Origin of the sequence: Candidatus Contendobacter odensis Run_B_J11 (genome assembly GCF_000531125.1) — a bacterium.
GTDB lineage: Bacteria > Pseudomonadota > Gammaproteobacteria > Competibacterales > Competibacteraceae > Contendibacter > Contendibacter odensensis.
In genome coordinates this window covers 56,875-79,586 of sequence record NZ_CBTK010000024.1, presented here as the reverse complement: position 1 = coordinate 79,586, position 22,712 = coordinate 56,875, and the positions used below count along the sequence as shown (strand labels likewise).

Genomic DNA, 22,712 nt, shown 5'->3' with positions numbered 1-22,712 from the left:
CACCCGTTTCAGGCGGAGTGGCTTTTCCAATCCGCCAGCACCCCTTCCAATTCTGCCAGATTGCCAATCTCCGCATCCGCTCTGGCGCCGCCCGGCCACTCCTGACGGCTGCGGTTCACCCATACGGTACCAAAGCCGGCGTCCCGACCGCCCTGCACATCGTGGATCGGATCATCGCCAACATGGATGATCTCAGTGGGCCACAGCCCTAACCGGCGGCGGGCGGTCTCGAACATCAGCGGTTCTGGCTTGGCCGATCCCACCTCAATCGCATTGATTGAAAACGCAAACAGATTATCCAGACCGATGATCCGCAGGTCCGCATTGCCGTTGGACAATGACGCCAGCGTGTAGTGTTGAGCCAGTCGCTCCAGCGTGGGCCGCACGTCTTCGAACAACTCCACCGCATTGCGGGCGGCAAAAAATACTGCGAAGGCCGCATCACTGTCGAACGCGGTATAACCAACCCGTGCCGCTGCCCAGCGCAAGGCTTCCTTACGCAGCAAGGTACGGTCATGGGCAATATCGGGTTGAACGTCGGCGACCTCGCTGCACAGTTCGCGCAAATCCAGTGGCGTGAACTGCTCCGGGATGCCGGGATAGCGCTCAGCCAGCCAGTCGTGTAATAACTGTTCAGCCCGAATCACCACCGGCCACACATCCCACAGCGTGTCATCCAGATCAAAAGTGATGGCTTTGATCATCATCCGTTCAACCGGCATAAACCGTGTTCCAAATCACGTTGAATATCCGCCACGTCCTCTAATCCCACCGAAATCCGCACCAACCCCTCGCGAATACCGGCGCGTTCCCGCTCCGATGGAGTCAGCCGACCGTGGGTGGTGGTGGCAGGATGCGTAATAGTAGATTTGGTGTCGCCCAGATTGGCGGTAATCGAGATTAACCGGGTGGCGTCAATCAGGGACCAGGCGGCGGGCTGGCCACCACGCAACTCAAAGGAAACGATGCCACCGAAGCCGCTTTGTTGCCGCTTTGCCAGTTCGTGCTGCGGGTGTGAGCGCAGGCCCGGATAGTAAACCCGTTCCACCGCCGCTTGCGTTTCCAACCACTGCGCCAGTTGCAAAGCCGCCTCACTGTGGGCGCGCATCCGCAGGTGCAAGGTTTCCAGCCCCTTGAGGAAAACCCAGGCGTTGAACGGACTCAGGCTGGGACCGGCGGTGCGCAGAAAACCGTAGATGTCGGTACCCACTCGTTGGTGATCGCCCACCACCGCGCCGCCGACGCAGCGGCCCTGACCGTCCAGATACTTGGTGCCGGAGTGAATGACTAAATCCGCACCCAGCTTGAACGGTTGTTGCAGCGCCGGGGTGCAGAAACAGTTGTCTACCACCAGCAAAATATCGTGGGCATGGGCCAGGTCAGCCAGTGCTTGAATATCGGCCAGTTCCATCAGCGGATTGGACGGCGTTTCCAGATAAAACAGCCGGGTTTCTGGCCGAATCGCCGCTTCCCAGGCCGCGAGATCGCTGAGCTGCACATAACTGACGGTGATGCCAAACTTGCTCAAGTACTGGTTAAATAAGGAAATCGTGGTACCGAATACGGCGCTGGCCGAGACAATGTGATCGCCGCTCTTCAGCAAGGCCATGCAGGTCGCCAGGATCGCCGCCATCCCGGAGCCGGTAGCGATGCAGGATTCGCCGCCCTCCAGCGCCGCCAGCCGTTCCTGAAACATGCGTACCGTCGGATTGGTAAACCGGGAATAGATATTGCCCGTAGCGGTGCTAAAGCGGGCAGCCGCTTCGGCAGCGTTGGCGAACACGAAGCTGGAGGTGAGGAAAATCGGCTCAGCGTGTTCGCCCTCGTGAGTGCGGGTCTGGCCGGCGCGTACCGCCAGACTGGCAAAACCGGGTTCGACAACATCGTCAAAAGGATTCATGGCGGGTGTCTCCATGCCAAGAGCGCCAGCAAAAAGCCGGCATAGCGCTTAGTCGTGGTTGTGCAGATCGAGGATGGCGTTGTCGGCGTTGTCACGGGCGTTTTTGATGGCATCAGTCCGATTGCGGGCCAGACAGTCCAAATAGTCCTGGTCAATATCGCCGGTCACATAGTCGCCGGTAAAACAGGAGGCATCAAAGCGCTGGAGCGCAGCATTGCCACGCCGCACCGCCTCTTCCAAATCAGCCAGATCCTGAAAGATCAAATAATCGGCGCCGATAGCGTGCGCAATTTCTGCCTCGGAACGGTCATGGGCGATCAGTTCATGGGCGGCGGGCATGTCAATCCCATAGACGTTGGGATAGCGTACCGGCGGCGCGGCGGAGGCGAAATAGACCTTGCGGGCGCCGGCCTCGCGGGCCATGCGGATAATCTCTTCCGAGGTGGTGCCGCGCACGATGGAGTCGTCCACCAGCAGCACATTTTTGCCCCGGAATTCCAGATCGATGGCATTCAGCTTCTGGCGCACCGATTTCTTGCGGGTTTTCTGCCCCGGCATAATGAAGGTGCGGGCGATGTAGCGGTTCTTGATGAAACCTTCCCGGTATTTGATGCCCAGAATCGAGGCCATTTGCAGGGCAGCGGTACGGCTGGTGTCGGGAATCGGGATGACCACGTCAATATCCTGATCCGGCCACACCCGCAGAATTTTCTCGGCCAGATATTCGCCCATCCGCAACCGCGCCTTGTGTACCGACACTTGATCCATGATTGAATCCGGCCGCGCTAGGTAAACGAACTCGAAGATGCACGGCGAATACTGCGGATTTTCAGCACACTGGCGGGTGTGTATCCGCCCTCCCAGATCGAACAGCACCGCCTCGCCGGGGGCTACGTCGCGAATCCGCCGGAAATCCAGCGCATCGAGGGCGACGCTTTCCGAAGCCACCATGTACTCCATGCCGCTTCCGGTCTCGCGGCCCCCGAACACCAGCGGACGGATGCCATGCGGATCACGGAACGCCACTAGTCCGAAGCCAACGATAAGCACGACCGCTGCGTAGGCACCCCGCACCCGTCGATGCACTGCCGCCACTGCCGCAAAAATATCCTCGGCGTCCAGCGCCAGTTTGCTGCGCTGTTGCAACTCGTGGGCGAATACGTTGAGCAGAATTTCCGAATCCGAATTAGTGTTGATGTGGCGCAGATCGGCGCGGAACAGTTCATCCTTGAGCTGGGGGGTATTGGTCAAATTGCCGTTGTGCGCCAGGGTGATGCCGAACGGCGAGTTGACGTAAAACGGCTGGGCCTCGGCGGAATCAGCACTGCCCGCAGTGGGATAGCGGACATGGCCGATACCGATGTTGCCGTGCAGATTGCGCATGTGGCGGGTGCGGATCACATCGCGGACCAGACCGTTATCCTTGCGCAGAAACAGGCGACCCTGGTCACAGGTCACAATTCCCGCTGCGTCCTGTCCCCGATGTTGCAACACGGTCAGGCCGTCGAACAGACTCTGATTGACCGCACCACGCCCCGCAATACCGATGATTCCGCACATTCTGCTCTTACCCATCACAATGGACGGTCGTGACCGTCATAGGAAACGTATCAAGGGAAGCGAAAGTGCTGGGCCAGTTCCGGCGGCAGGAAGTCCCGCAGCCAGATCGCGCCTTGCTGAAAATGGGGCAACAGTTTTGCCTGTTGCCACCACGGATCTTTGGGCAGGGGCGTCAATCCCGCTGCCAGCACCAGCAAAGCGATAATGGCGGCACCCCGCGCCAGCCCAAACACCATGCCCAGCACCCGGTCAGTGCCAGTCAAACCGGTGTAGTCCACCAGATACGAGGCGAGGATGCCCACCAGTCCGCCCAGCAGCAGAGTGGTCAGGAACAGGCCGCCGAAGGCCGCCGCGATCCGCAGCGATGGAAGTTCGATGTAGGGAGCCAGATGTGCAGCGCCATCCTCAGCGAACAGGAACGCGATGGCGATGGCGGCGATCCAGGTTGCCAGCGAGATGACCTCGCGCAATAGCCCGCGCCACAGACCTATCAACGCCGACAGGGTGATGAGGATGAGAATGAAGTAGTCCGCCCAGTTCATGCGCTGCTGCGTACTGCTCTGAATCGTGCGCCCATGTCCGCGATGCCTGCTGATGGTCTGTGAAAAAGCATCTTAGCAGAATCGCACCCCGGCGAAAAATGCAGGAATTGGTGCAGGATCACCGCCAAATTCGCACCCGGTACATGGGTCGGCCATTGACCATGATCGTCTCAATGGCGGCTCGAATATTCTGGCTGCGGTAGTAGTCACGCAGGGCATTGGCGTTCTCCTGTAGCGCATAGCTACCCGCTACGGTACCACCACTGGCCGGTGTCGATGCCGGCGGCGCAGGTTGCGGTTGAGAGGGTGCATTCGCCGTGGGTGGCCGGGTAGAGGATCGCGCGGGTGCTGTGGATTCGGCGCGAGAAACCAGTTGAATCTTGGGCAAGCTGTTTCCGGGTTGGGCGGGAGCCGCGCCGGTTTGAGTGGGTTCCCCGGATTTTGCTGTGGTACGGGCGGCTTCGGCTTGAGCCACTTTACGGGCGGCGTCAGCGCGCACCGCTTCGCGGCGGGCGGTTTCGGCCTGCGCCGTTTTCTGGGCAGCATCCGCCTGAGCCGTTCTCCGAGCAGCCTCAGCCCGAGCGGCTTCGGCCAGAGCAGCTTTGGCAGCACGGCTATTTTCGGCCTGCGCGGCCTGGGTTTCGGCCTGATCAGCAGCCGTGTGCGTCGAATCCAGCGGACGGGATCCGGCTTGGGCGGCTTCCAGTCGCCCGGCTTCCGCCCGGGCAGCAGCGCTGCGCACTGCCTCGGCACGGGCGCGTTTTTTAGCCGCTTCAGCCTGTGCTGCACGGTGATCGGCCTCTGATCGCGCCTTGGCGGCGGCGATGCGTTCCTCCTCGGCTTTAGCCTTGGCTTCCTGTGCCACCTTAGCGCGGGCGGCTTCCTCGCGTATGGCCTTGGCCGGGTCATTTGAGGGTGGAGCCGTCGGAGTCTGAGAGGGTAGTGGGTGCGGCGCGTCAGTTACAGCGGGCGCTGGTAGCGATGCTGAATCCGGCTGGACCGGTGCAGGGGCAACAGCCGGTGGGATTTCGACCGGAGCCGGCGGCGCGGGCTGGGAAAAGGTCAGCGCCGGCGGATTGGAGGCAGGCGGCGGTTGCCCCACCGGCGGCGGACTGACCGTAGTCGGGGTAACCAGCCGCTTGTCTCCCTGTTTCAGCAGTCCCGGCACGAAAATGACCGCCAGCGCCGCGACAACAGCGGCGCCGACCAGGCGTTGGGTCAAACGGTTTTCCAAAATCAAGTCTCCCGTGATTGCGGCAGAGGGCAAGGAGTCAGCCATGGCTGGGTGGCCAGTATCGGAGCCACCGTGTGGAACGAGCCGAGGACAACGATGCGGTCACCGGCGCAGGCGACCTGCACGGCAGCCTGGCAGGCGCTGGCGATATCATCGTGTGCGGCGACCGCCTGAATTCCGGCTGAACCTAATAGCACGGCCAGTTCAGCACCGGTGCGCCCACGCGCTCCTGCGAGCGAGATCGGACGCCATTCATCCACCACGCCAGCCAATGCCTCGATCACGCCTTGGGCATCCTTGTCGGCCAGCAGACCGACGATGGCGTGGGTTCGTCCGAAACAGGGTCGCGACCGTAACTGAGCGGCCAAAACGGCAGCGGCGGGCGGATTATGAGCAACATCGAGAATCCACTCAACCGGGCCGGGGATAATCTGAAATCGCCCCGGCAATTGGACTTGCATCAAGCCGGTATGGATGGCCTCAGCAGTGACCGGCAAACAGTCGCGCACACTGTTTAACGTCGCTAATACTGCGGCGGCGTTGCCGATTTGATGTTCGCCTTGTAGCGCCGGCAGCGGCAGATCGTTGAATTGCAACGGGCCTGAACACCAGCGCCACCGGTTACCGACGCGGGAGTAAGCGTAATCGTGGTTCACTTGGATCAATCGTGCGCCGATGGTGCGGGCGTGTTCGATCAGCCGGTGCGGAGGATCGGGATCTGCGCAGATCGCTGATCGTTCGTGGCGATAAATGCCGGCTTTTTCGTAGCCAATGCTGTCGCGATCCGTACCCAGCCAGTCGGTATGATCGATGCCGATGCTGACCACCAGCGCCGCGTCGGCGTCCACGATGTTGACCGCGTCCAGCCGCCCGCCGAGTCCAACTTCCAGTACGGCGACGTCCACCCCGGCCTCGTCAAACAGCTCCAGCGCCGCCAGCGTCCCGAACTCAAAGTAGGTCAGGGAAAGATCACCACGCGCTGCGTCAATGCAGGCGAATGCCCGGCACAGCGAGACATCATTCGCCGCTACGCCATTCACCTGGATGCGTTCGTTATAGCGCAGCAAATGCGGCGAGGTGTAAGCACCGACCCGATAGCCGGCGGCGCGCAAAATAGCGTCCAGCATCGCAACACAAGAGCCTTTGCCGTTGGTGCCACCGACGGTGATCACCGGATACGCGCACGGATCCGGTCGTAGCCGCCGCAGTACGGTTCGCACCCGATCCAAATTCAGATCGATAGCCTTGGGATGCAGGGTTTCCTGCCAGCGCAGCCAGTCATCCAGCGTCGCAAAGCGCATTGCATCCTCACGCCGCGAGCGCATCGCGGCCAGTTAACATCGCCAGCAGCAGCGCCAGCCGGTCGCGCAGCTCGCGGCGATCCACGATCAGGTCGATCACACCATGTTCCAGCAGAAACTCACTGCGTTGAAAACCTTCCGGCAGCTTTTCCCGCACCGTCTGCTCGATCACCCTCGGCCCGGCGAAGCCAATCAGCGCCTTGGGTTCCGCGATATTGATGTCGCCCAGCATCGCCAGACTGGCGGATACCCCACCGGTGGTGGGATGGGTCATCACCGAAATATAGGGGATGCCGTGGTCGGCCAAGCGGGCCAGCGCGGCGCTGGTCTTGGCCATTTGCATCAGCGAGACCAGCGCCTCCTGCATCCGCGCTCCGCCGCTGGCCGAAAAGCAGATGAACGGAATGTGTTCGTTCAGGGCGATTTGGGCTGCACGAACAAAGCGTTCGCCGACCACCGAACCCATTGAACCCGCCATAAATCCGAACTCAAACGCCGCCGCCACCACCGGCATTCCCTTGAGCAGGCCGCGCAAGGCAACGAGAGCATCCTTTTCGTCGCTGGTCTTCTGCGCCTGCACCAGCCGGTCTTTGTACTTCTTGCCGTCCTTGAACCGGAGAAAATCAATCGGTTCGATATCGTCACCGATTTCCACGCAGTCCTGCTCATCGAGAAAACGGTGCAAGCGAGTGCGCGCACTCAGCGCCATGTGGTGGCTGCACTTGGGGCAGACCTGTAGATTGCGCTCCAGTTCGGCGCCGTACAGCACCGCGCCGCACTCTTCGCACTTGCTCCACAGCCCTTCGGGCATCTGGTGTTTGTTGCGACCGTCGGTGCGAATACGCGAGGGAACCAGTTTTTCGTACCAGCTCATCAGTGAGTATCCTGCAAGATGGGAAATTTTCTCTCCCGCTGGGAGAAAAGTTATTTGGCTTTCTCTCAGGCGCGCTTGAGAAGAAGCTGTGGAGATTATTCCGGCCAATAATCACTGATAATTTGTTCAACTGTGAATGGACATTGCTCAGGGAAGGTTGCCTGCGACAAGCCGGGTTCACCCGCAGTGTTCCGACGGACACTTGGATAAACATCATCAATGAACGCCGACAACTGCGGGCGTAAGCTTGGACTATCTTTGATCTGCCAAGCGATTTGATCCCGCCCATTGTGGATGGATAATTCCCAACTGGTTCCGCGCCGATCCGGCTGATACTGCCATTTCAGCAGATGCATCATCACATTAAATAGGTAGCTTCGGATGGAATGTTTTTCACGGCGTCCCATGCTCTCAATTTCTTCAGCGATATTCTCAACATCCAAATCCACCCGGTTAAATTGCCGTTGCCGAAGCAGGTCGGCCTGCTGTTGCGTCCACAGATAGAAGTCGTGGTCATAGTTTGCTACGCCCGGTTCTGCGGTTGTCATGCTTGATAGTCTCTCAATCTCTTGCCGCCGCTGAAGTCCATTCCGGCAACGCCGGATTAAGTTACGGGAACTGGCGTTCAGGCTTGATCCATCGCCTGACGCATGGCAGCGACCAACTGGGCGACTTCGTGGCGCATCCGCTCCGGATCATCCGCCAGTTCGGCCATTTTGGCGACCAGCGTACTACCTACCACCACCGCATCGGCGACTTTGGCAACAGCGGCAGCGGTCGGCGGATCTTTGATGCCGAAACCGACGCCCACCGGTAAATCGGTGCAGGTGCGAATCATTGCCAGTTTTTCGGCCACCTCAGCGACATTGATTGCCGCCGATCCGGTCACGCCCTTGAGCGAGACGTAGTAGAGATAGCCTTGCGCCAGTTCAGCGGTATGGCAGATGCGCTCGCGGGAACTGGTGGGAGCCAGCAGGAAAATCGTGGCGATCCCGGCGGCCTTGAGCGGTTCGGCCAGCTCGGCGGCTTCCTCCGGCGGCAGGTCCACGGTCAATACTCCGTCCACCCCGGCATCACGGGCGCCAGCGACAAAAGCGTCATAACCCAGGCTCTCGACAGGATTGAGATAGCCCATCAGCACCAACGGCGTCTCGCTATCGGTCTGGCGAAACTCGCGCACCAGGCTCAACACCCCTCGCAACGACATTCCGTGAGTCAACGCCCGCTCGCAGGCTTTCTGGATGACGGGGCCATCGGCCATCGGATCGGAGAACGGGACGCCCAGTTCAATAATATCGGCGCCGGCTGCGACCAGCGTATGCAACATCGGTACGGTCAGTTCCGGGCGCGGATCGCCGGCAGTGATGTACGGAATCAGGGCCTTGCGGCCGGTGCGGCTTAATTCCTGAAAACGGCGGGTAATGCGGTTCATACGGCGAAACTCGTTAAAGTTGAATGCCTTCCAACCGGGCAACGGTATAAATATCCTTGTCGCCGCGCCCGGAGAGATTAACCACGATGGATTGGTCGGGACCCATCGTTGGAGCCAGTTTAGTCACATAGGCCAAGGCGTGACTGCTTTCCAGCGCCGGGATGATGCCCTCGATCCGGGTCAGATCGTGGAAGCCTCGCAGCGCTTCATCATCAGTGACCGCGACGTAGTGCGCCCGGCCCATGTCTTTCAGCCAAGCGTGTTCCGGCCCAACCCCAGGATAATCCAGCCCCGCTGATACCGAGTGGGTTTCAATGATTTGGCCGTCGGCATCGTTGAGCAGATAGGTACGGTTACCGTGCAACACGCCGGGGCGACCGGCGCAGAGGGTGGCGGCGTGATGACCGGTTTCGATACCCGAACCGGCGGCTTCAACTCCATACATCACGACTTCGGCATCGTTCAGGAACGGGTGGAACAGACCGATAGCGTTGGAGCCGCCGCCGACGCAGGCGACCAGCGCATCCGGCAGGCAGCCGTAATCGGTCAACATCTGTTCACGCGCCTCGCGCCCGATCACCGCCTGGAACTCGCGCACCATCAGCGGGTACGGATGCGGGCCGGCCACCGTGCCGATCATGTAAAAGGTGTCATCAACATTGGCGACCCAATCGCGCAAAGCTTCGTTGAGCGCATCCTTGAGGGTGCGGGAGCCGGAGGTGACCGGTTGAACCGTCGCGCCCAGCAGCCGCATCCGATAGACGTTCAACGCCTGGCGCTGGATGTCTTCGGCGCCCATATAGACCACACATTCCATGCCGAGGCGGGCAGCGACGGTCGCCGAGGCCACTCCATGCTGACCGGCCCCGGTTTCAGCGATCAGCCGGGTTTTTCCCATCCGTTTCGCCAGTAGCGCTTGGCCGATGGTGTTGTTGATCTTGTGCGCGCCGGTGTGGTTGAGGTCTTCGCGCTTGAGGTAGATCTGCGCGCCGCCCAACCGTTGACTCCAATGTTCAGCGTGATAAAGCGGGGTGGGACGACCGACGTAATGCGCCGAATCGGCATCCAGTTCCGCCAGAAATTCGGGGTCGTTGCGATAGTTCTGCCAGGCTTCGTCCAGTTCGTGCAACGCTTCCATCAGCGTTTCGGCGACGAACCGCCCGCCGTAACGACCAAAATGGCCGCGCTGATCGGGAAATTGGCTGAAATCTACCTTGTTATGCATCGCTGTCACCCTCGTTCACCCCTCGTAGAAATGCGCGCATTCGTTCAGCGTCTTTAATGCCCTTGGCGGATTCTACTCCGCTGCTGACATCCACCGCGTAGGGCTGCACTTGCTGGATCGCCGCCGTGACGTTGCCGGGATGGAGACCACCAGCCAGGATTAGCGGCTGATTACGTTCAGTCGGAATCCGCGTCCAATCAAAGCCTTGCCCTGATCCACCCGGTTGGTTGCCGCCGTGGCTATCCAGTAGCAGTCCGGTGGCGGTGGTGAAGCGCCGCTCGTAGTCCCGAATATCGGCATTCGCCCCCATCGGCACCGCTTTAATATACGGCAGATTGAAAGCGGTGCAGTCGTCGGGTTCCTCATCGCCGTGGAATTGCAGCAGATGCAACGGAACTTGCGCCAGGATGGCCCGCACTGCCGCCGGGTCGGCGTTCATGAACAGGCCAACGACGGTGATGAAGGGTGGCAGGGCGGCGACGATCTGCCGTGCGGCGTCCAGGTTCACAAACCGGGGACTGGGCGGATAGAACACCAGTCCAATGGCATCGGCGCCGAGACGGGCCGCAGTCACCCCATCATCGGGACGGGTGATGCCGCAGATTTTGACGCGGGTGCGGGAAATCGGAGTCATGGGGTGGGTAGGCAAGGGGCAGGGACAGCCAACGGGAAGGAAAGACTACCAGAAATGCTGAGTCGCCGCCGGGCGGATTGGTGACGGTCATCCCTAAATTTTCACAGATCTCGTTATCACCCGCCAATCCTTTCCCACTGCTCGCATATCCAGTATTTCCAATTCCGTCCGCTCATTCATCCGGGCCAATTCCGGCAACTGAAACAGACCCCGCGCCTTATCACCTAATAGTAGCGGTGCTATATAAATCACCAACTCATCCACTAGCCCTGCCTGCAACAACGCACCCGCCAGCGTTGGACCGGATTCCACATGGATTTCGTTGCACTCGCGGCGGGCGAGTTCCGCCATAACGGCGCGCAAATCCAAACCCTGTCCGGTGCGCGGCACCACGATGATTTCCGCGCCCACGGCTTGCAACAGCGCTTGGCTTGCGGAGTCGGCAACCGCAGTGAAGATCAGCACCGAACCGGGTAGTCGCAAAATCTGAGCAGTTGGCGGGGTACGCAACCCGGAGTCGAGAATCACCCGCAGCGGTTGCCGAGTTGCTGCGGGCAAGCGGACGTTGAGAGCGGGATCATCGGCGAGTACCGTGCCGATGCCGCTCAGGATTGCCGAGCTGCGCGCCCGTAATCGTTGCACATCCTGCCGTGCAGCCTCGCCAGTGATCCACTGGCTTTCACCCGAGGCCAGCGCGGTGCGCCCGTCCAAACTCATCGCCAGCTTGACGCGGACAAAGGGCCGGTTCATGGTCATCCGCTGAATGAAGCCGGGATTCAGCGCCTGCGCCTCCGCTTCCAGCAGGCCACAGTCCACCGTGATGCCAGCATCTCGCAGAATTGCCAAGCCACGACCCGCCACTTGCGGATTTGGATCGGGCATCGCCGCCACCAGCCGGGAGATGCCGGCATTCAGCAGTGCATCGGTGCAGGGCGGAGTACGGCCATGATGGCAACAGGGTTCCAGCGTGACATAGACGGTCGCCCCACCCGCCAGCGCCCCGGCGGCGTTCAGTGCGTTGACCTCAGCGTGCGGTTCGCCGGCGCGTTGGTGCCAGCCTTCCCCGACAATTGCACCCTCTCGGACCAGGACGCAACCGACCCGTGGATTGGGATCAGTGCTGTACAGACCGCGCCGGGCCAGTGTCAGCGCACGGGCCATGAAGCGGTAATCAGCAGGGGACATCACCCGGCATCCGCTGCATCGGGCGCTTGTTGCAGTCGCTCGATTTCCTCGCGGAAGGCGTTCACGTCCTGGAAACTGCGATAGACCGAGGCGAAGCGGACATAGGCGACCTGATCCAGATTGCGCAATTCATCCATGACCCATTCGCCGATGCGCTGACTGCTCAGCTCCCGCTCGCCGCTGGCGCGGGCACGGTTTTTGATGCGGAGTATGGCTTCTTCGATCCGCTCGGCGCCAACAGGACGTTTCTCCAGCGCCCGCAATAAGCCAGTGCGCAGCTTTTCCTCCCGAAATGATTCACGGCGACCGTCGCGTTTCAGCACCGGCGCAATCACCAATTCCGCGATTTCGTAAGTGGTGAAGCGGGCATTGCACTGTGGACATTCGCGGCGACGGCGCACCTTGTCACCCTCAACGGATAAACGCGAGTCAATAACCCGGGTGTCGGGTGCGCCGCAAAACGGGCAATGCATCGTCGCCGCCTCGGATATGAGGCAGGGTTAACCGTACACCGGGAACCGGGCGCACAGTTCAGCTACCTGGCTACGTACCCGGGCGATCACCGTCTCGTTCGCCAGATCATCAAGGATGTCGCAGATCCAGCCGGTCAGTTCCCGGCACTCACGTTCCTTGAATCCGCGCGTGGTAATCGCCGGCGAGCCGATACGAACGCCGCTGGTCACGAACGGTGATTGCGGGTCATTGGGTACAGCGTTCTTATTGACAGTGATATGGGCGCGACCCAGCGCGGCGTCGGCAGCCTTGCCGGTGAGACCCTTGTTAATCAAATCCACCAGAAACAAATGATTGTCAGTGCCGCCGGAGACGATTTTATAGTCACGTTCGATGAAGGCTCCGGCCATGGCGCGGGCGTTGGCGACCACCTGCCGCTGATAGTCAGTGAATTCCGGCTCCTGCGCTTCCTTGAAGGCCACCGCTTTGGCGGCGATCACATGCATCAGCGGACCGCCCTGAGTGCCGGGAAATACCAGCGAATTCAGCTTCTTTTCAATGTCGGGATTGGAACGGGCCAGGATCAGGCCGCCGCGCGGGCCGCGCAGGGTCTTGTGAGTCGTAGTCGTCACTACGTCGGAAACCGGGATCGGATTGGGATAGACGCCTGCCGCCACCAATCCGGCAACGTGCGCCATATCCACGAACAGATAGGCGCCAACCTGATCAGCAATCGTGCGAAATCGCGGCCAGTCCACGACCCGCGAATAGGCCGAGAAGCCGGCGACAATCATCTTGGGCTTGCATTCCAGCGCCAGCCGTTCCACCTGTTCGTAATCAATCTCACCGGTGGCTTCGTTCAGGCCGTATTGCACCGCCCGATACAGTCGCCCAGAGAAATTGACCTTGGCACCATGGGTGAGATGGCCGCCATGAGCCAGGCTCATGCCCAGGATGGTTTCACCCGGATCGACCAGCGCCATGTAAACAGCGGCGTTGGCCTGCGAGCCGGAATGCGGCTGTACATTGGCGTAATCAGCCTTGAACAACTGCTTGGCGCGGTCGATAGCCAGTTGCTCGGCGATGTCCACGAACTCGCAGCCGCCGTAGTAGCGTTTGCCTGGATAACCTTCGGCGTACTTGTTGGTCAGCACCGAACCCTGGGCTTCAAGCACGCGCGGGCTGGCGTAGTTTTCCGAAGCAATCAGCTCGATGTGGGCTTCCTGGCGCTGCTTCTCGCTCTGCAAGGCGGCCCACAACTCATTGTCAAACCCGGCAATCCGCATCTCTCGACTGAACATTTGCGACCTCTGCAAAGGCGAGCGCCCGCTACTTCGGATGAAAAAGCGGGCGAATCATGGAAGCAAAAAATTGTACTCCAAAAAGCTGACGATGGGGCGCGTGCGGAACGGCTGCCAGAGCAATCGTAGGTGACGCGGTCGCTGCAAAGTTCATCGGCAATGCAATCCATTTTGCACCGATCGCCGTGCCCTATCGGTGTAATTACCCCGTCGCGAATGATTGTCGGTATAATTTTCAACCGCCTATCCGCGCACTGCGGGAAAGCCGCCATCACCACGTCCACATCCTTAAAAGGGTTTCTCCATGCTCGAAAACTACCGCCAACAAGCCGCCGAACGGACTGCGCAAGGCATCCCGGCGCTGCCGCTGACCGCGCAGCAAACCGCCGATCTGGTCGCATTGCTCAAAAATCCACCCCAGGGCGAAGAAGATTTCCTGCTGAATCTCATTATTCATCGAGTGCCCGCAGGTGTGGACCAGGCGGCTTACGTCAAGGCTGCTTTTTTAACCGCCGTCGCCAAGGGTGAGGCGATTTCGCCGCTGCTTAATCGAGTACGCGCCACTGAACTGCTGGGCACCATGCTCGGCGGCTATAATATCCAACCGCTGATTGATCTGCTGGATGATGCCGAATGCGCACCCGCTGCGGCCAAGGCGCTGGCGGTGACCCTGCTGATGTTTGACTACAAGCACGGGGTGAAGGAAAAAGCTGACGCCGGCAATGCCTTCGCCAAACAGGTTATGCAAGCCTGGGCCGAGGCGGAATGGTTTACCCGGCGTGACAAAGTGCCGGAAAAAGTCACCGTCACCGTATTCAAGGTCGCTGGTGAAACCAATACCGATGACCTCTCGCCCGCGCCCGATGCCTGGAGTCGCCCCGATATTCCATTGCACGGGCTGGCGATGCTGAAAATGGCCCGCCCCGGTATCGAACCGGACGAGCCGGGCAAAATCGGCCCGCTGAAGCTGATTGAAACGCTGAAAGCCAAGGGCCATCCGGTCGCCTATGTCGGCGATGTGGTCGGCACCGGTTCCAGCCGCAAATCCGCCACCAACTCGGTGCTGTGGTGGACCGGCGATGACATTCCCTTCGTGCCCAACAAGCGTTATGGCGGCTATTGTCTGGGCGGCAAGATCGCGCCAATCTTCTTTAATACCCAGGAAGACGCGGGCGCGCTGCCGATTGAATGCGATGTGACCCAGATGCAGATGGGCGATGTCATCGACATTTACCCCTATGCGGGCAAAATCGAGAAGAACGGCGCAGTCATCGCCACCTTCAGCTACAAATCCGAGGTGCTGCTGGACGAAGTGCAGGCCGGCGGGCGCATTAACCTGATTATCGGGCGCGGCCTGACCGATTGGGCGCGGGAAGTCATGGGTCTCGCTCCTTCCGCTATTTTCCGCCGCCCGGTGGTCCCTCAGGTTTCCAGCAAAGGCTTCACGTTGGCGCAGAAGATGGTCGGCAAGGCCTGTGGCGTAGTCGGTATTCGCCCCGGTACTTACTGCGAACCGAAGATGACCACGGTTGGCTCGCAGGACACCACCGGGCCGATGACCCGCGACGAGTTGAAAGACCTCGCCTGTCTGGGGTTCTCTGCTGATCTGGTGATGCAGTCGTTCTGCCACACCGCTGCCTATCCCAAGCCGGTGGATGTGCAGACCCATCACGATCTGCCCGATTTTATTTCCAGCCGGGGCGGGGTGGCGCTGCGGCCCGGTGACGGCATCATCCATAGCTGGCTGAACCGGATGCTGCTGCCCGACACGGTCGGCACCGGCGGCGATTCGCACACCCGTTTCCCGATTGGCATCAGCTTCCCGGCCGGTTCCGGGCTGGTGGCGTTCGCGGCGGCAACCGGCTCGATGCCGCTGGATATGCCGGAATCGGTGCTGGTGCGGTTCAAAGGCACGATGCAGCCGGGTATCACCCTGCGCGATCTGGTCAACGCCATTCCCTATGCGGCGATTCAGTCCGGCCTGCTAACAGTGGCGAAAGAAGGCAAGAAGAACGCCTTCTCCGGGCGGATTCTGGAGATCGAAGGTCTGCCGGATTTGAAGATTGAACAGGCGTTTGAATTGTCCGACGCTTCCGCCGAACGCTCCGCCGCCGGTTGCACCGTGCGCTTGAATAAAGAACCGATCATTGAATACCTGAACAGCAATATCACCCTGCTCAAGTGGATGATTGCCAACGGTTATCAGGACGTTAAGTCCATGCAGCGCCGGATTCAGGGCATGGAAGAGTGGCTGAAAAACCCGGTGCTGATGGAGGCCGACGCCGACGCCGAATATGCCGAGATCATTGAAATTGACATCAGCGCGATCAAGGAACCGCTGCTGGCTTGCCCCAATGATCCCGATGATGTCAAGCCGCTGTCCGCCGTCGCCGGGGACAAGATTGACGAAGTGTTCATTGGCTCGTGCATGACCAACATTGGACATTACCGCGCGGCGGGCAAGGTGCTGACCGGCCAGTCCAACATCCCGACCCGGCTGTGGATTTCGCCGCCGACCAAGATGGACGCCCATCAGCTGAGCGAGGAAGGCTATTACGCCATTTACGGCGCGTCCGGGGCGCGGATGGAAATGCCGGGTTGTTCGCTGTGCATGGGCAATCAGGCGCGGGTGGCCGACGGCGCCACGGTGGTGTCCACTTCGACCCGCAACTTCCCCAACCGGCTGGGCAAGGGCGCCAATGTGTACCTGAGTTCGGCGGAACTGGCGGCAGTCTGCGCCTTGCTGGGCAAAATTCCGACCTTTGACGAATATATGCAGTACATGGGCGACATCACCACCAAGGCCAGCGAGATTTACCGCTATCTCAACTTTGATCAGGTGCCGGAATATCAGCAGTTAGCCGATTCGGTGAAGCTGGCGGCGTAAACTGCTCCAGACCGGCTGTTAAACTGCAATCCCCGTGAGCTGCAAAGCGCACGGGGATTTTTTAGGTCAGGTTTCAGGGTGTTGCGGGATGCAGCCGAAAATCGGCATAAAAACCATCTGGGCCACGTCCATAAATTCTGCATCCAGCGGATCGGTGTCCTGAAACGCCAGTTGATAATAGGTATTGGTGGATTCGGGCGGAAAGGATTGAAAATCGTTGCCCTCCCATATCAACCGCGCCGCTCGCAACGCCTCTTCCCCGGTTTTGCCCTGTTGGAGCCTTTCGACATAGGCCAGTGCGCTTTTTGGAAAGAAATGCAGCAAGCGTCGGGTTCCCTGCCAGTACAGATCCAGTAACGCCCGCAACAGCATCGTCGGGTTCTCAACCGGTTCCAGAATCACGTCCTTGTCCTCGGCGACCCAGTGACTTTGCAGCGCGACGCCTTCCGGCGCCATGCTGTTCAGCACCAGATGGCACAGCCACAGATTGAGATAGTCATTGGCTTTCATCGCCGCCAGCCGGTAGCCAACTCGACCGGTCAAGGTCATTCCAGTCAGCCGTCCGGTCAACCGAAATTCACCCAGGGTTAAATCCACCTCCAGCGCTTCCCGTTCCTGGCGCGGCAACACCCGCCCCAAACGCCCGGCAAACCGCGTCACCCGTTCCCGCGCCTCAATGAACACGCATTCACCAACTTGGCCGTGCGGCAGTGATCCACTGCTCCGCGCCACCGCCTGAATCTCCACCGGCGCCCGCCCCTCCCGATGCAGTTCCAGCATTCGTTGCAACAAGCCATGATTCGCCAGCCCGTCCAGCATGAAGGGTTCGCGGGTTTCCAGCGCCTCTTCGCCCTCATCGGGCCGAATGCCAAGCCGCTCCCGCAACAGCCATTGCGCCGGGTTGCGAAAGAATCGCAGCAATCCCTCCAGCGTCACTATGCGCAAGGTGGCTTCGGGTTCCGGCAATTCGGTGGTCAACAGGGACGCGGCTTCGCGCTCGCCCCGTCCGGCATGACGGCTGGCCTCGGCCAGTTCCCGCGAGTAGCTGAATAAGCGTTGATCTCCCACAAAATAGCGAGGGCTGAACGCCTGGAGAGGATGACGCACGATGATCTGCTCGCTGACCGGGCCGCCGTTGGCGCCCTGGAAACCGCGATTCACTGTATCCAGCAGTTCACCCACCAGCACCGAGGGCGGCAGCGTGGTATTGTCACGGATGCTCTGGCCGACATAGCTGAGATACAAACAGCGGCGGGCCGAGAGCAAGGTCTCCAGAAACAGATAACGGTCGTCCTGCCGGCGGGAACGGTCGCCACGTCGGAATGAATTCGCCATCAAATCAAAACCGACCGGACGGTGCGAACGCGGATAGGCATCGTCGCTCATCCCGATCAGGCCTACGATTTCAAATGGAATGCTGCGCATCGGCACCATGGCGCAAAAGGTCACGCCGCCACTCAAAAACCGCCCTGCGACGCTCTCGCCGGCGTTCATCTGGTTGCGCAGCACCGATTTGACTACATCCAGCCCCACCGGATCGGTGAAATGCGCCAAATCCGCATTCGCTCGTAGCGTCTCCAACGCCGTGCGGATGAGATGAAGCTCGTTTTCCTCACGCTCGCGAGGCGCGAAGAATTGATCCAGCACCGTGTGCAAACTTTCCGCCCACTCCGCCGGCGTCCGGCGTTCCTGCAACCGTGCATCCAGACCGAACAATACCTCGGTGAAGCTCTGTAACTGCCCCAGCACCTGTGCTTCACCACCCTCCACCTCGTCATAGGGCAGAATGCCGCCGTACAAATCCTGACCGTTCCCCGGCAGCGCGTAACCGAGTAGCAGGCGATCCAGACCGGCCCGCCAGGTGTGCCCGGCGGTGGCTGGTAACTCCCACTGGGTTTTCGCCTCAGCATCCTTGCCCCAGCGAATACCGACCTCCCGCGTCCAGCGGCGGATGCGTTCCAAATCCGCCTCGTCCAGATCGAACCGGCGTTGCACTGCGGGCGACTCCAGCAGGCTCAATACCTGATTGGCGTCGAACCGCCCGCCACCCAGATCCAGCAACTCGAAGAACACTTCCACCAACGGATTCTCGGCATGGAGGCCCTGATCGGCTATTGCGAACGGAATTCGCCGGTCACGCGGTGCGGAGTCGAATACGGCATCAATCAGTGGCCCATAAGTGGCGATATCCGGCGTCATCACGATCACATCGGACGGACGCAAATCCCGCTGGCTTTCAAACAAGGCCAGCAGTTGATCATGCAGCACCTCGACCTCGCGCATCGGCCCATGGCAGACATGAATTTGAATGGAGCGGTCGGTGGGTTGCAACGGCAGCGGCGGATGTTCAGCGCTGCCCCGCTCCCGCAAATGCAGGATGTCGCTTTGCAGACGATGCAGTAGATCGGCGCCCTCCGGTTCGGCGAATCCGTCCCACTCGGCACGGGGATAGCTTTGCAGCAGGTCAATAAAATCCCGTCCCTGCTTGCCGAGCGAAGCCAGCAGCGGATTACCGACCGTCAGGTAGGCTTGCTCCGGGCTGGTGTCCTCACCCAGGCGCGCCAGATCGCGTTCGGCCTGAATGTCGCCCCAGTATTCCTGGCAGGGATTGAGTATGAACAAATGGATTTCAACGTAGCGCGCCAGCCCCGCCAGCACTTCCAGAACCAACGGCGGCAACGCGGCCACGCCGATGATGGCGACCCGTTCCGGCAAGCGGCGGCGGTCGAAATCGCCATTGGCCAGCAGGGTGTGGAACTGTTCCTGCACCTGAACCCGATGCGCCGTGCCGTCATGCGCCAACCATCGCCACAATTCCGCCTGCCAGTGATCCTCGCCACCCGCTTCCCATTGCTGAATCCAGTCGGGGCGATACACCAGATACTGATCGAAGCAGTCGGCAATCCGGCAGGCCAGTTGGTAGCGGCGGAAATCATCGGGGTCATCGCCGAGCCAAGCCCGCACCGGCGCGAAGCGGGGTGATTCATCCACTTCCCGCAGCAACGCCATGATCCGCCAACTCAACACCGGTTTATCGAAGCTCGAAGTCGGTGGCAGATGACGCAAGACGGCTCGCGTCATTTCCCAAAGAAAGGTCGCCGGGAACTGGAACCCGAGGTTGGCGCAAACCCCAAGCCGGTCGGCCAGCCGCAACGCCAGCCAACGGGCCATGCCGTTGCTTTGCGCTACTACGATCTCCCGCGCCAGTGGCGAACGCAGCGGTTGATTCAGCAGTTCGGCCAGGTGATCGGCCAGGATTTCGAGGCGGTTGCTTTGATGGCAATGAAACACAGCGAATTAGTCCTGAATCGGTGCTGCGCCTTCAGTGGAAACGGTGCAGGCGTTGTGAGGGCATCAAGCATTTTGCGCCCACTGCTTACCCTGTGCTTACACGAAAAAAAGGCTTACCGGATTGAGTTCGGTAAGCCTTGCATTTTATGGTGGGCCGTGTGCGGTTCGAACGCACGACCAACAGATTAAAAGTCTGCTGCTCTACCGGCTGAGCTAACGGCCCTTAAGAGGGCAGCAATGTTACAACAATTTGCCAGAATCGCAAGTTTTGGCCGAAGTTAGCGCAACGATTGCAACCGCCGTTCGGCTAGGCTAGCCGCCTGACTGTTGGGATAAACCTGTATCAGTTTTTGCAGCACCTCCCGCGCCCGGGGGATATCACCCAGTTCCCCATAGATGTAACCGAGCTTCAGCAGGGCATCCGGTAGCCGCGTACTTTGCGGATCATTCAGGCCAAGATTGATGAAAGCCTCCTTGGCCGCGTTGTAATCCCGACTAACGTAGTACGCTTCACCCAGCCAGTATTGGGCATCCCCCGCCCTTGGGCTGTTTGGGTGTGAGTTCAAAAAGCGTTGCCACGCCCTAATCGCTGCGGGATAACGTCCCTCCCGCCATTCCACCAAGGCGGCATCAAAATCCATCTGTTCCGTTCCATCCCCCACTTGGGGCGCTGATGACGACGGCGTAGCGGGAGTTCGCTCCGGGAGCGGCGGCGGTGGAGCCGATGCAGTGAGCGGCTGGATTGGAGTCACTGGAGCCACCGCTCCCGGTGGCGATGCCGGATATTCAGTCGCAGCTCGCTCCTGTTGCGGCTTCTCGAACTGATAGCGCTGGATTTCCAATTCCCCGCGAATCTGTCGAACCTCCGCTTCCAGTCGTTCAATCCGCTGGAGTAATTCCAGAGTCAGCGCCTGACCCGGAGGATTTTGGGCGTACCCAATGCTGGGCGGTAGCCCACTGCCCAGCAGTAGCATGATCAGCCAGGAAGCACGGTGTGGGGTCATGTGCTGATGTCCGTCAGTAGACGATTTCCACCCGCCGGTTCAGCGCGTAGCTTTGCTCATCCTGCCCACCGGCGGCAGGCCGCTCCTCGCCGTAGCTGACAACACGAACCTGCTGAGGTGAAACGCCCATCACGATCATGGTCTGGCGCACCGCATTGGCGCGGCGTTCGCCCAAGGCGATGTTGTATTCACGACTGCCGCGCTCGTCAGTATGCCCTTCCAACTGAGTGATGATCCGCCGGTTGCTGGCCAGGGAACGGGCATTGGATTCGATAACTGGCTTGCTTTCGGGGCGAATTTCGACGCTATCGAAATCGAAGTACACCACGCGATCCGCCGAAACTGCACCGCCTGCACCGGCCACCGCCTGACCGCCGGGCCGTCCTCCGGCTTGCCCACCGCTGGCATCGTAAGTGTCATAGCCACTGGGAGCCTGACCGTAGGCATAACTGTAAGCATCCTGTCCGGGCTGTGCGGTGATGCCGGGTTGAGCCGCAGCATCCGGTTGAACGCCAGTCTGATCGGTGTCGGTATTTTCGCCGGTTGCGGCACAGCCCACCATCAGCGCGAGTACCGCAGAGGCCATCAGGTTTCGAGCGAAATGTTGCATAACGATTTTCCCCTCAAGGTGAAGTTGCAAATGAGATCAGCGGCTGTAAGGCGCCCAAACCGGGTCACGGCCATTGCCGCGCAAGGCAAAATCCTGCTTGATACTCCCGTCTACCGACACGGCCGTCAACCGTTGGCCGTTGGAGTAAATAATCATTTTGCTGTTCGGCGCGAAGCTGGGCGACTCGTCCAAACCACCTGCGGTCAAAACCCGGAACTGGCGAGTTTGCAGGTCCAGCACTGCGATGTGGAACCGTCCACCGCGCCGATGAACCATGGCGATATAGCGGCCATCCGGTGAAACCGAAGGGCGGGCATTGTAGTCGCCCTCAAAGGTCAGCCGTTGCGCCGCACCCCCTCCAGAGCCGATCCGGTACAACTGCGGCGATCCGCCCCGATCCGAGGTAAACACGATACTGCCATCCGGTAGCCAGACCGGCTCGGTGTCGATAGAACTGCTATTGGTCAGGCGAACCGGAGTTTGTGCCGCCAGATCGAGCACATAGATTTCTGGATTACCGTCCTTGGATAGAGTGAATGCCAACCGGCGACCATCCGGCGACCAAGCCGGAGCGCCGTTGATGCCGGGAGCAGCGGATACCACCCGCCGCCCCCCGTTGTAGACATCCTGCACTACGATCTGTGGTCGGCGACCTTCGAACGAGACATAGGCCAGTTTGGCGCCATCCGGTGACCAGGCCGGTGACATGATCGGTTGTCCAGAGCGCAGAATCATCCGGGGATTTTGGCCGTCGGCATCGGCGACGACGAGATACCAGGAGCCGCCACCACCCGCGACATAGGCGATGCGGGTTCCAGACAGTCCCCGCTCACCGGTAATTTTTTCGTAGATTAGATCGCTGATACGGTGCGCTACGGGCCGCAACTGGTTCGCTGGCACATCGAACGACAGGTTGAGCAACTGGCTGCCTTGGGCACCGTTGAGCTGGAACTGCACGACGTAACCCCGGGAACCGCCAGATTGAGCTTGTCCGGTGACGGAGTAATCCGCCGGCGATCCTGCGGATTGAGGCGCAAATTTGCCGGTGCGTTGCAGATCAGTGGCAATGGTGCCAGCGATGTCTTCCGGTGCGCCGCCACCAAAAGGCGCGATGGCAATGGGAATCCCGCCGCCTTCAATGCCCTTGGTCACATCAATCGTCAATTCGGCGTGGGCGAACGATCCGACTCCAAGGAGGAGCATCAACGCTCCAATGATTTTTACAGACGATTTCAAAGACTAGTCTCCTTCGATAAAGCCAGCTCTGGTGTAGTTGATA

General features: G+C 60.2%; 19 protein-coding genes and 1 tRNA gene. 1 reads left to right on the top strand and 19 read right to left on the bottom strand.

What is annotated here, in order from left to right; translation table 11 throughout:
- Nucleotides 1-8: 8 nt before the first annotated feature.
- The 14 genes from BN874_RS01740 to glyA form a co-directional block, all read right to left on the bottom strand.
- Nucleotides 9-722 (bottom strand): HAD family hydrolase, encoded by a 714-nt coding sequence (locus BN874_RS01740; RefSeq protein WP_051497301.1) that lies wholly within the window; start codon nucleotides 720-722, stop codon nucleotides 9-11.
- Nucleotides 704-1,900, bottom strand: coding sequence for an O-succinylhomoserine sulfhydrylase (locus tag BN874_RS01735; RefSeq protein WP_034430450.1), 1,197 nt, complete (start codon nucleotides 1,898-1,900; stop codon nucleotides 704-706). The genes BN874_RS01740 and BN874_RS01735 overlap by 19 nt, the downstream gene beginning before the upstream one ends.
- A gap of 48 nt (nucleotides 1,901-1,948) precedes the next feature.
- Entirely contained in the window at nucleotides 1,949-3,460 is a 1,512-nt protein-coding gene (gene purF, locus BN874_RS01730) for an amidophosphoribosyltransferase (RefSeq protein WP_034430449.1), read from the bottom strand.
- A 50-nt stretch (nucleotides 3,461-3,510) separates the two neighbouring features.
- Nucleotides 3,511-4,002 (bottom strand): CvpA family protein, encoded by a 492-nt coding sequence (locus BN874_RS01725; RefSeq protein WP_034430447.1) that lies wholly within the window; start codon nucleotides 4,000-4,002, stop codon nucleotides 3,511-3,513.
- Between the two features lie 118 nt (nucleotides 4,003-4,120).
- A complete protein-coding gene (locus BN874_RS25985; protein ID WP_195912077.1) occupies nucleotides 4,121-5,224 on the bottom strand; it encodes a hypothetical protein in 1,104 nt (367 codons plus the stop codon).
- Between the two features lie 14 nt (nucleotides 5,225-5,238).
- Nucleotides 5,239-6,561, bottom strand: a complete 1,323-nt coding sequence (gene folC / locus BN874_RS01715; protein ID WP_081756065.1) for a bifunctional tetrahydrofolate synthase/dihydrofolate synthase — start codon at nucleotides 6,559-6,561, stop codon at nucleotides 5,239-5,241.
- The gene (accD, locus tag BN874_RS01710) at nucleotides 6,545-7,411 is read right to left on the bottom strand and encodes an acetyl-CoA carboxylase, carboxyltransferase subunit beta (RefSeq protein ID WP_034430445.1); all 867 of its coding nucleotides are present in this window, start codon (nucleotides 7,409-7,411) and stop codon (nucleotides 6,545-6,547) included. The genes folC and accD overlap by 17 nt, the downstream gene beginning before the upstream one ends.
- Before the next feature lie 95 nt (nucleotides 7,412-7,506).
- Entirely contained in the window at nucleotides 7,507-7,959 is a 453-nt protein-coding gene (locus tag BN874_RS01705) for a DUF29 domain-containing protein (protein WP_034430444.1), read from the bottom strand.
- A gap of 77 nt (nucleotides 7,960-8,036) precedes the next feature.
- Nucleotides 8,037-8,843, bottom strand: coding sequence for a tryptophan synthase subunit alpha (gene trpA, locus BN874_RS01700; protein ID WP_034430443.1), 807 nt, complete (start codon nucleotides 8,841-8,843; stop codon nucleotides 8,037-8,039).
- Between the two features lie 13 nt (nucleotides 8,844-8,856).
- Nucleotides 8,857-10,068 (bottom strand): tryptophan synthase subunit beta, encoded by a 1,212-nt coding sequence (trpB, locus tag BN874_RS01695; protein ID WP_034430442.1) that lies wholly within the window; start codon nucleotides 10,066-10,068, stop codon nucleotides 8,857-8,859.
- Nucleotides 10,061-10,702 carry a phosphoribosylanthranilate isomerase gene (locus BN874_RS01690; RefSeq protein WP_034430441.1) on the bottom strand — a complete coding sequence of 214 codons (642 nt, stop codon included), beginning with the start codon at nucleotides 10,700-10,702 and terminating at the stop codon, nucleotides 10,061-10,063. The genes trpB and BN874_RS01690 overlap by 8 nt, the downstream gene beginning before the upstream one ends.
- 93 nt (nucleotides 10,703-10,795) lie before the next feature.
- Nucleotides 10,796-11,887: a bifunctional diaminohydroxyphosphoribosylaminopyrimidine deaminase/5-amino-6-(5-phosphoribosylamino)uracil reductase RibD gene (gene ribD / locus BN874_RS01685; protein ID WP_230314298.1), complete on the bottom strand. Its 1,092-nt coding sequence runs from the start codon at nucleotides 11,885-11,887 to the stop codon at nucleotides 10,796-10,798.
- Complete coding sequence (gene nrdR / locus BN874_RS01680) at nucleotides 11,887-12,360, bottom strand: transcriptional regulator NrdR (RefSeq protein WP_034430439.1); 474 nt, start codon at nucleotides 12,358-12,360, stop codon at nucleotides 11,887-11,889. Before nrdR ends, ribD begins: the two co-directional genes overlap by 1 nt.
- 27 nt (nucleotides 12,361-12,387) lie before the next feature.
- On the bottom strand, nucleotides 12,388-13,641 hold the full coding sequence (gene glyA / locus BN874_RS01675) for a serine hydroxymethyltransferase (protein WP_034430438.1): 1,254 nt from the start codon (nucleotides 13,639-13,641) through the stop codon (nucleotides 12,388-12,390).
- A gap of 304 nt (nucleotides 13,642-13,945) precedes the next feature.
- Between glyA and acnB the strand changes: the two genes are divergently transcribed.
- Nucleotides 13,946-16,528 (top strand): bifunctional aconitate hydratase 2/2-methylisocitrate dehydratase, encoded by a 2,583-nt coding sequence (gene acnB, locus BN874_RS01670; protein ID WP_034430437.1) that lies wholly within the window; start codon nucleotides 13,946-13,948, stop codon nucleotides 16,526-16,528.
- 66 nt (nucleotides 16,529-16,594) lie between these two features.
- Here the strand turns inward: acnB and recC are convergent, their stop codons facing one another.
- The 5 genes from recC to tolB form a co-directional block, all read right to left on the bottom strand.
- On the bottom strand, nucleotides 16,595-19,819 hold the full coding sequence (recC, locus tag BN874_RS01665) for an exodeoxyribonuclease V subunit gamma (RefSeq protein WP_034430436.1): 3,225 nt from the start codon (nucleotides 19,817-19,819) through the stop codon (nucleotides 16,595-16,597).
- A gap of 147 nt (nucleotides 19,820-19,966) precedes the next feature.
- Nucleotides 19,967-20,042 (bottom strand) — tRNA-Lys (locus BN874_RS01660).
- Between the two features lie 55 nt (nucleotides 20,043-20,097).
- Nucleotides 20,098-20,823, bottom strand: coding sequence for a tol-pal system protein YbgF (gene ybgF, locus BN874_RS22030; RefSeq protein ID WP_051497298.1), 726 nt, complete (start codon nucleotides 20,821-20,823; stop codon nucleotides 20,098-20,100).
- A gap of 13 nt (nucleotides 20,824-20,836) precedes the next feature.
- Nucleotides 20,837-21,433, bottom strand: coding sequence for a peptidoglycan-associated lipoprotein Pal (gene pal / locus BN874_RS01650; RefSeq protein ID WP_034430434.1), 597 nt, complete (start codon nucleotides 21,431-21,433; stop codon nucleotides 20,837-20,839).
- Nucleotides 21,434-21,469: 36 nt separating this feature from the next.
- Nucleotides 21,470-22,636 carry a Tol-Pal system beta propeller repeat protein TolB gene (gene tolB, locus BN874_RS01645; RefSeq protein WP_034430433.1) on the bottom strand — a complete coding sequence of 389 codons (1,167 nt, stop codon included), beginning with the start codon at nucleotides 22,634-22,636 and terminating at the stop codon, nucleotides 21,470-21,472.
- Nucleotides 22,637-22,712 lie beyond the last annotated feature (76 nt).

What these genes read in the sequence shown, in the direction of transcription:
- BN874_RS01740 (WP_051497301.1), bottom strand. Translation starts at nt 722, where the DNA reads ATGCCGGTTGAACGGATGATGATCAAAGCCATCACTTTTGATCTGGAT.
- BN874_RS01735 (WP_034430450.1), bottom strand. Translation starts at nt 1,900, where the DNA reads ATGAATCCTTTTGACGATGTTGTCGAACCCGGTTTTGCCAGTCTGGCG.
- purF (WP_034430449.1), bottom strand. Translation starts at nt 3,460, where the DNA reads ATGTGCGGAATCATCGGTATTGCGGGGCGTGGTGCGGTCAATCAGAGT.
- BN874_RS01725 (WP_034430447.1), bottom strand. Translation starts at nt 4,002, where the DNA reads ATGAACTGGGCGGACTACTTCATTCTCATCCTCATCACCCTGTCGGCG.
- folC (WP_081756065.1), bottom strand. Translation starts at nt 6,561, where the DNA reads ATGCGCTCGCGGCGTGAGGATGCAATGCGCTTTGCGACGCTGGATGAC.
- accD (WP_034430445.1), bottom strand. Translation starts at nt 7,411, where the DNA reads ATGAGCTGGTACGAAAAACTGGTTCCCTCGCGTATTCGCACCGACGGT.
- BN874_RS01705 (WP_034430444.1), bottom strand. Translation starts at nt 7,959, where the DNA reads ATGACAACCGCAGAACCGGGCGTAGCAAACTATGACCACGACTTCTAT.
- trpA (WP_034430443.1), bottom strand. Translation starts at nt 8,843, where the DNA reads ATGAACCGCATTACCCGCCGTTTTCAGGAATTAAGCCGCACCGGCCGC.
- trpB (WP_034430442.1), bottom strand. Translation starts at nt 10,068, where the DNA reads ATGCATAACAAGGTAGATTTCAGCCAATTTCCCGATCAGCGCGGCCAT.
- BN874_RS01690 (WP_034430441.1), bottom strand. Translation starts at nt 10,702, where the DNA reads ATGACTCCGATTTCCCGCACCCGCGTCAAAATCTGCGGCATCACCCGT.
- ribD (WP_230314298.1), bottom strand. Translation starts at nt 11,887, where the DNA reads ATGTCCCCTGCTGATTACCGCTTCATGGCCCGTGCGCTGACACTGGCC.
- nrdR (WP_034430439.1), bottom strand. Translation starts at nt 12,360, where the DNA reads ATGCATTGCCCGTTTTGCGGCGCACCCGACACCCGGGTTATTGACTCG.
- glyA (WP_034430438.1), bottom strand. Translation starts at nt 13,641, where the DNA reads ATGTTCAGTCGAGAGATGCGGATTGCCGGGTTTGACAATGAGTTGTGG.
- acnB (WP_034430437.1), top strand. Translation starts at nt 13,946, where the DNA reads ATGCTCGAAAACTACCGCCAACAAGCCGCCGAACGGACTGCGCAAGGC.
- ybgF (WP_051497298.1), bottom strand. Translation starts at nt 20,823, where the DNA reads ATGACCCCACACCGTGCTTCCTGGCTGATCATGCTACTGCTGGGCAGT.
- pal (WP_034430434.1), bottom strand. Translation starts at nt 21,433, where the DNA reads ATGCAACATTTCGCTCGAAACCTGATGGCCTCTGCGGTACTCGCGCTG.
- tolB (WP_034430433.1), bottom strand. Translation starts at nt 22,636, where the DNA reads ATGCTCCTCCTTGGAGTCGGATCGTTCGCCCACGCCGAATTGACGATT.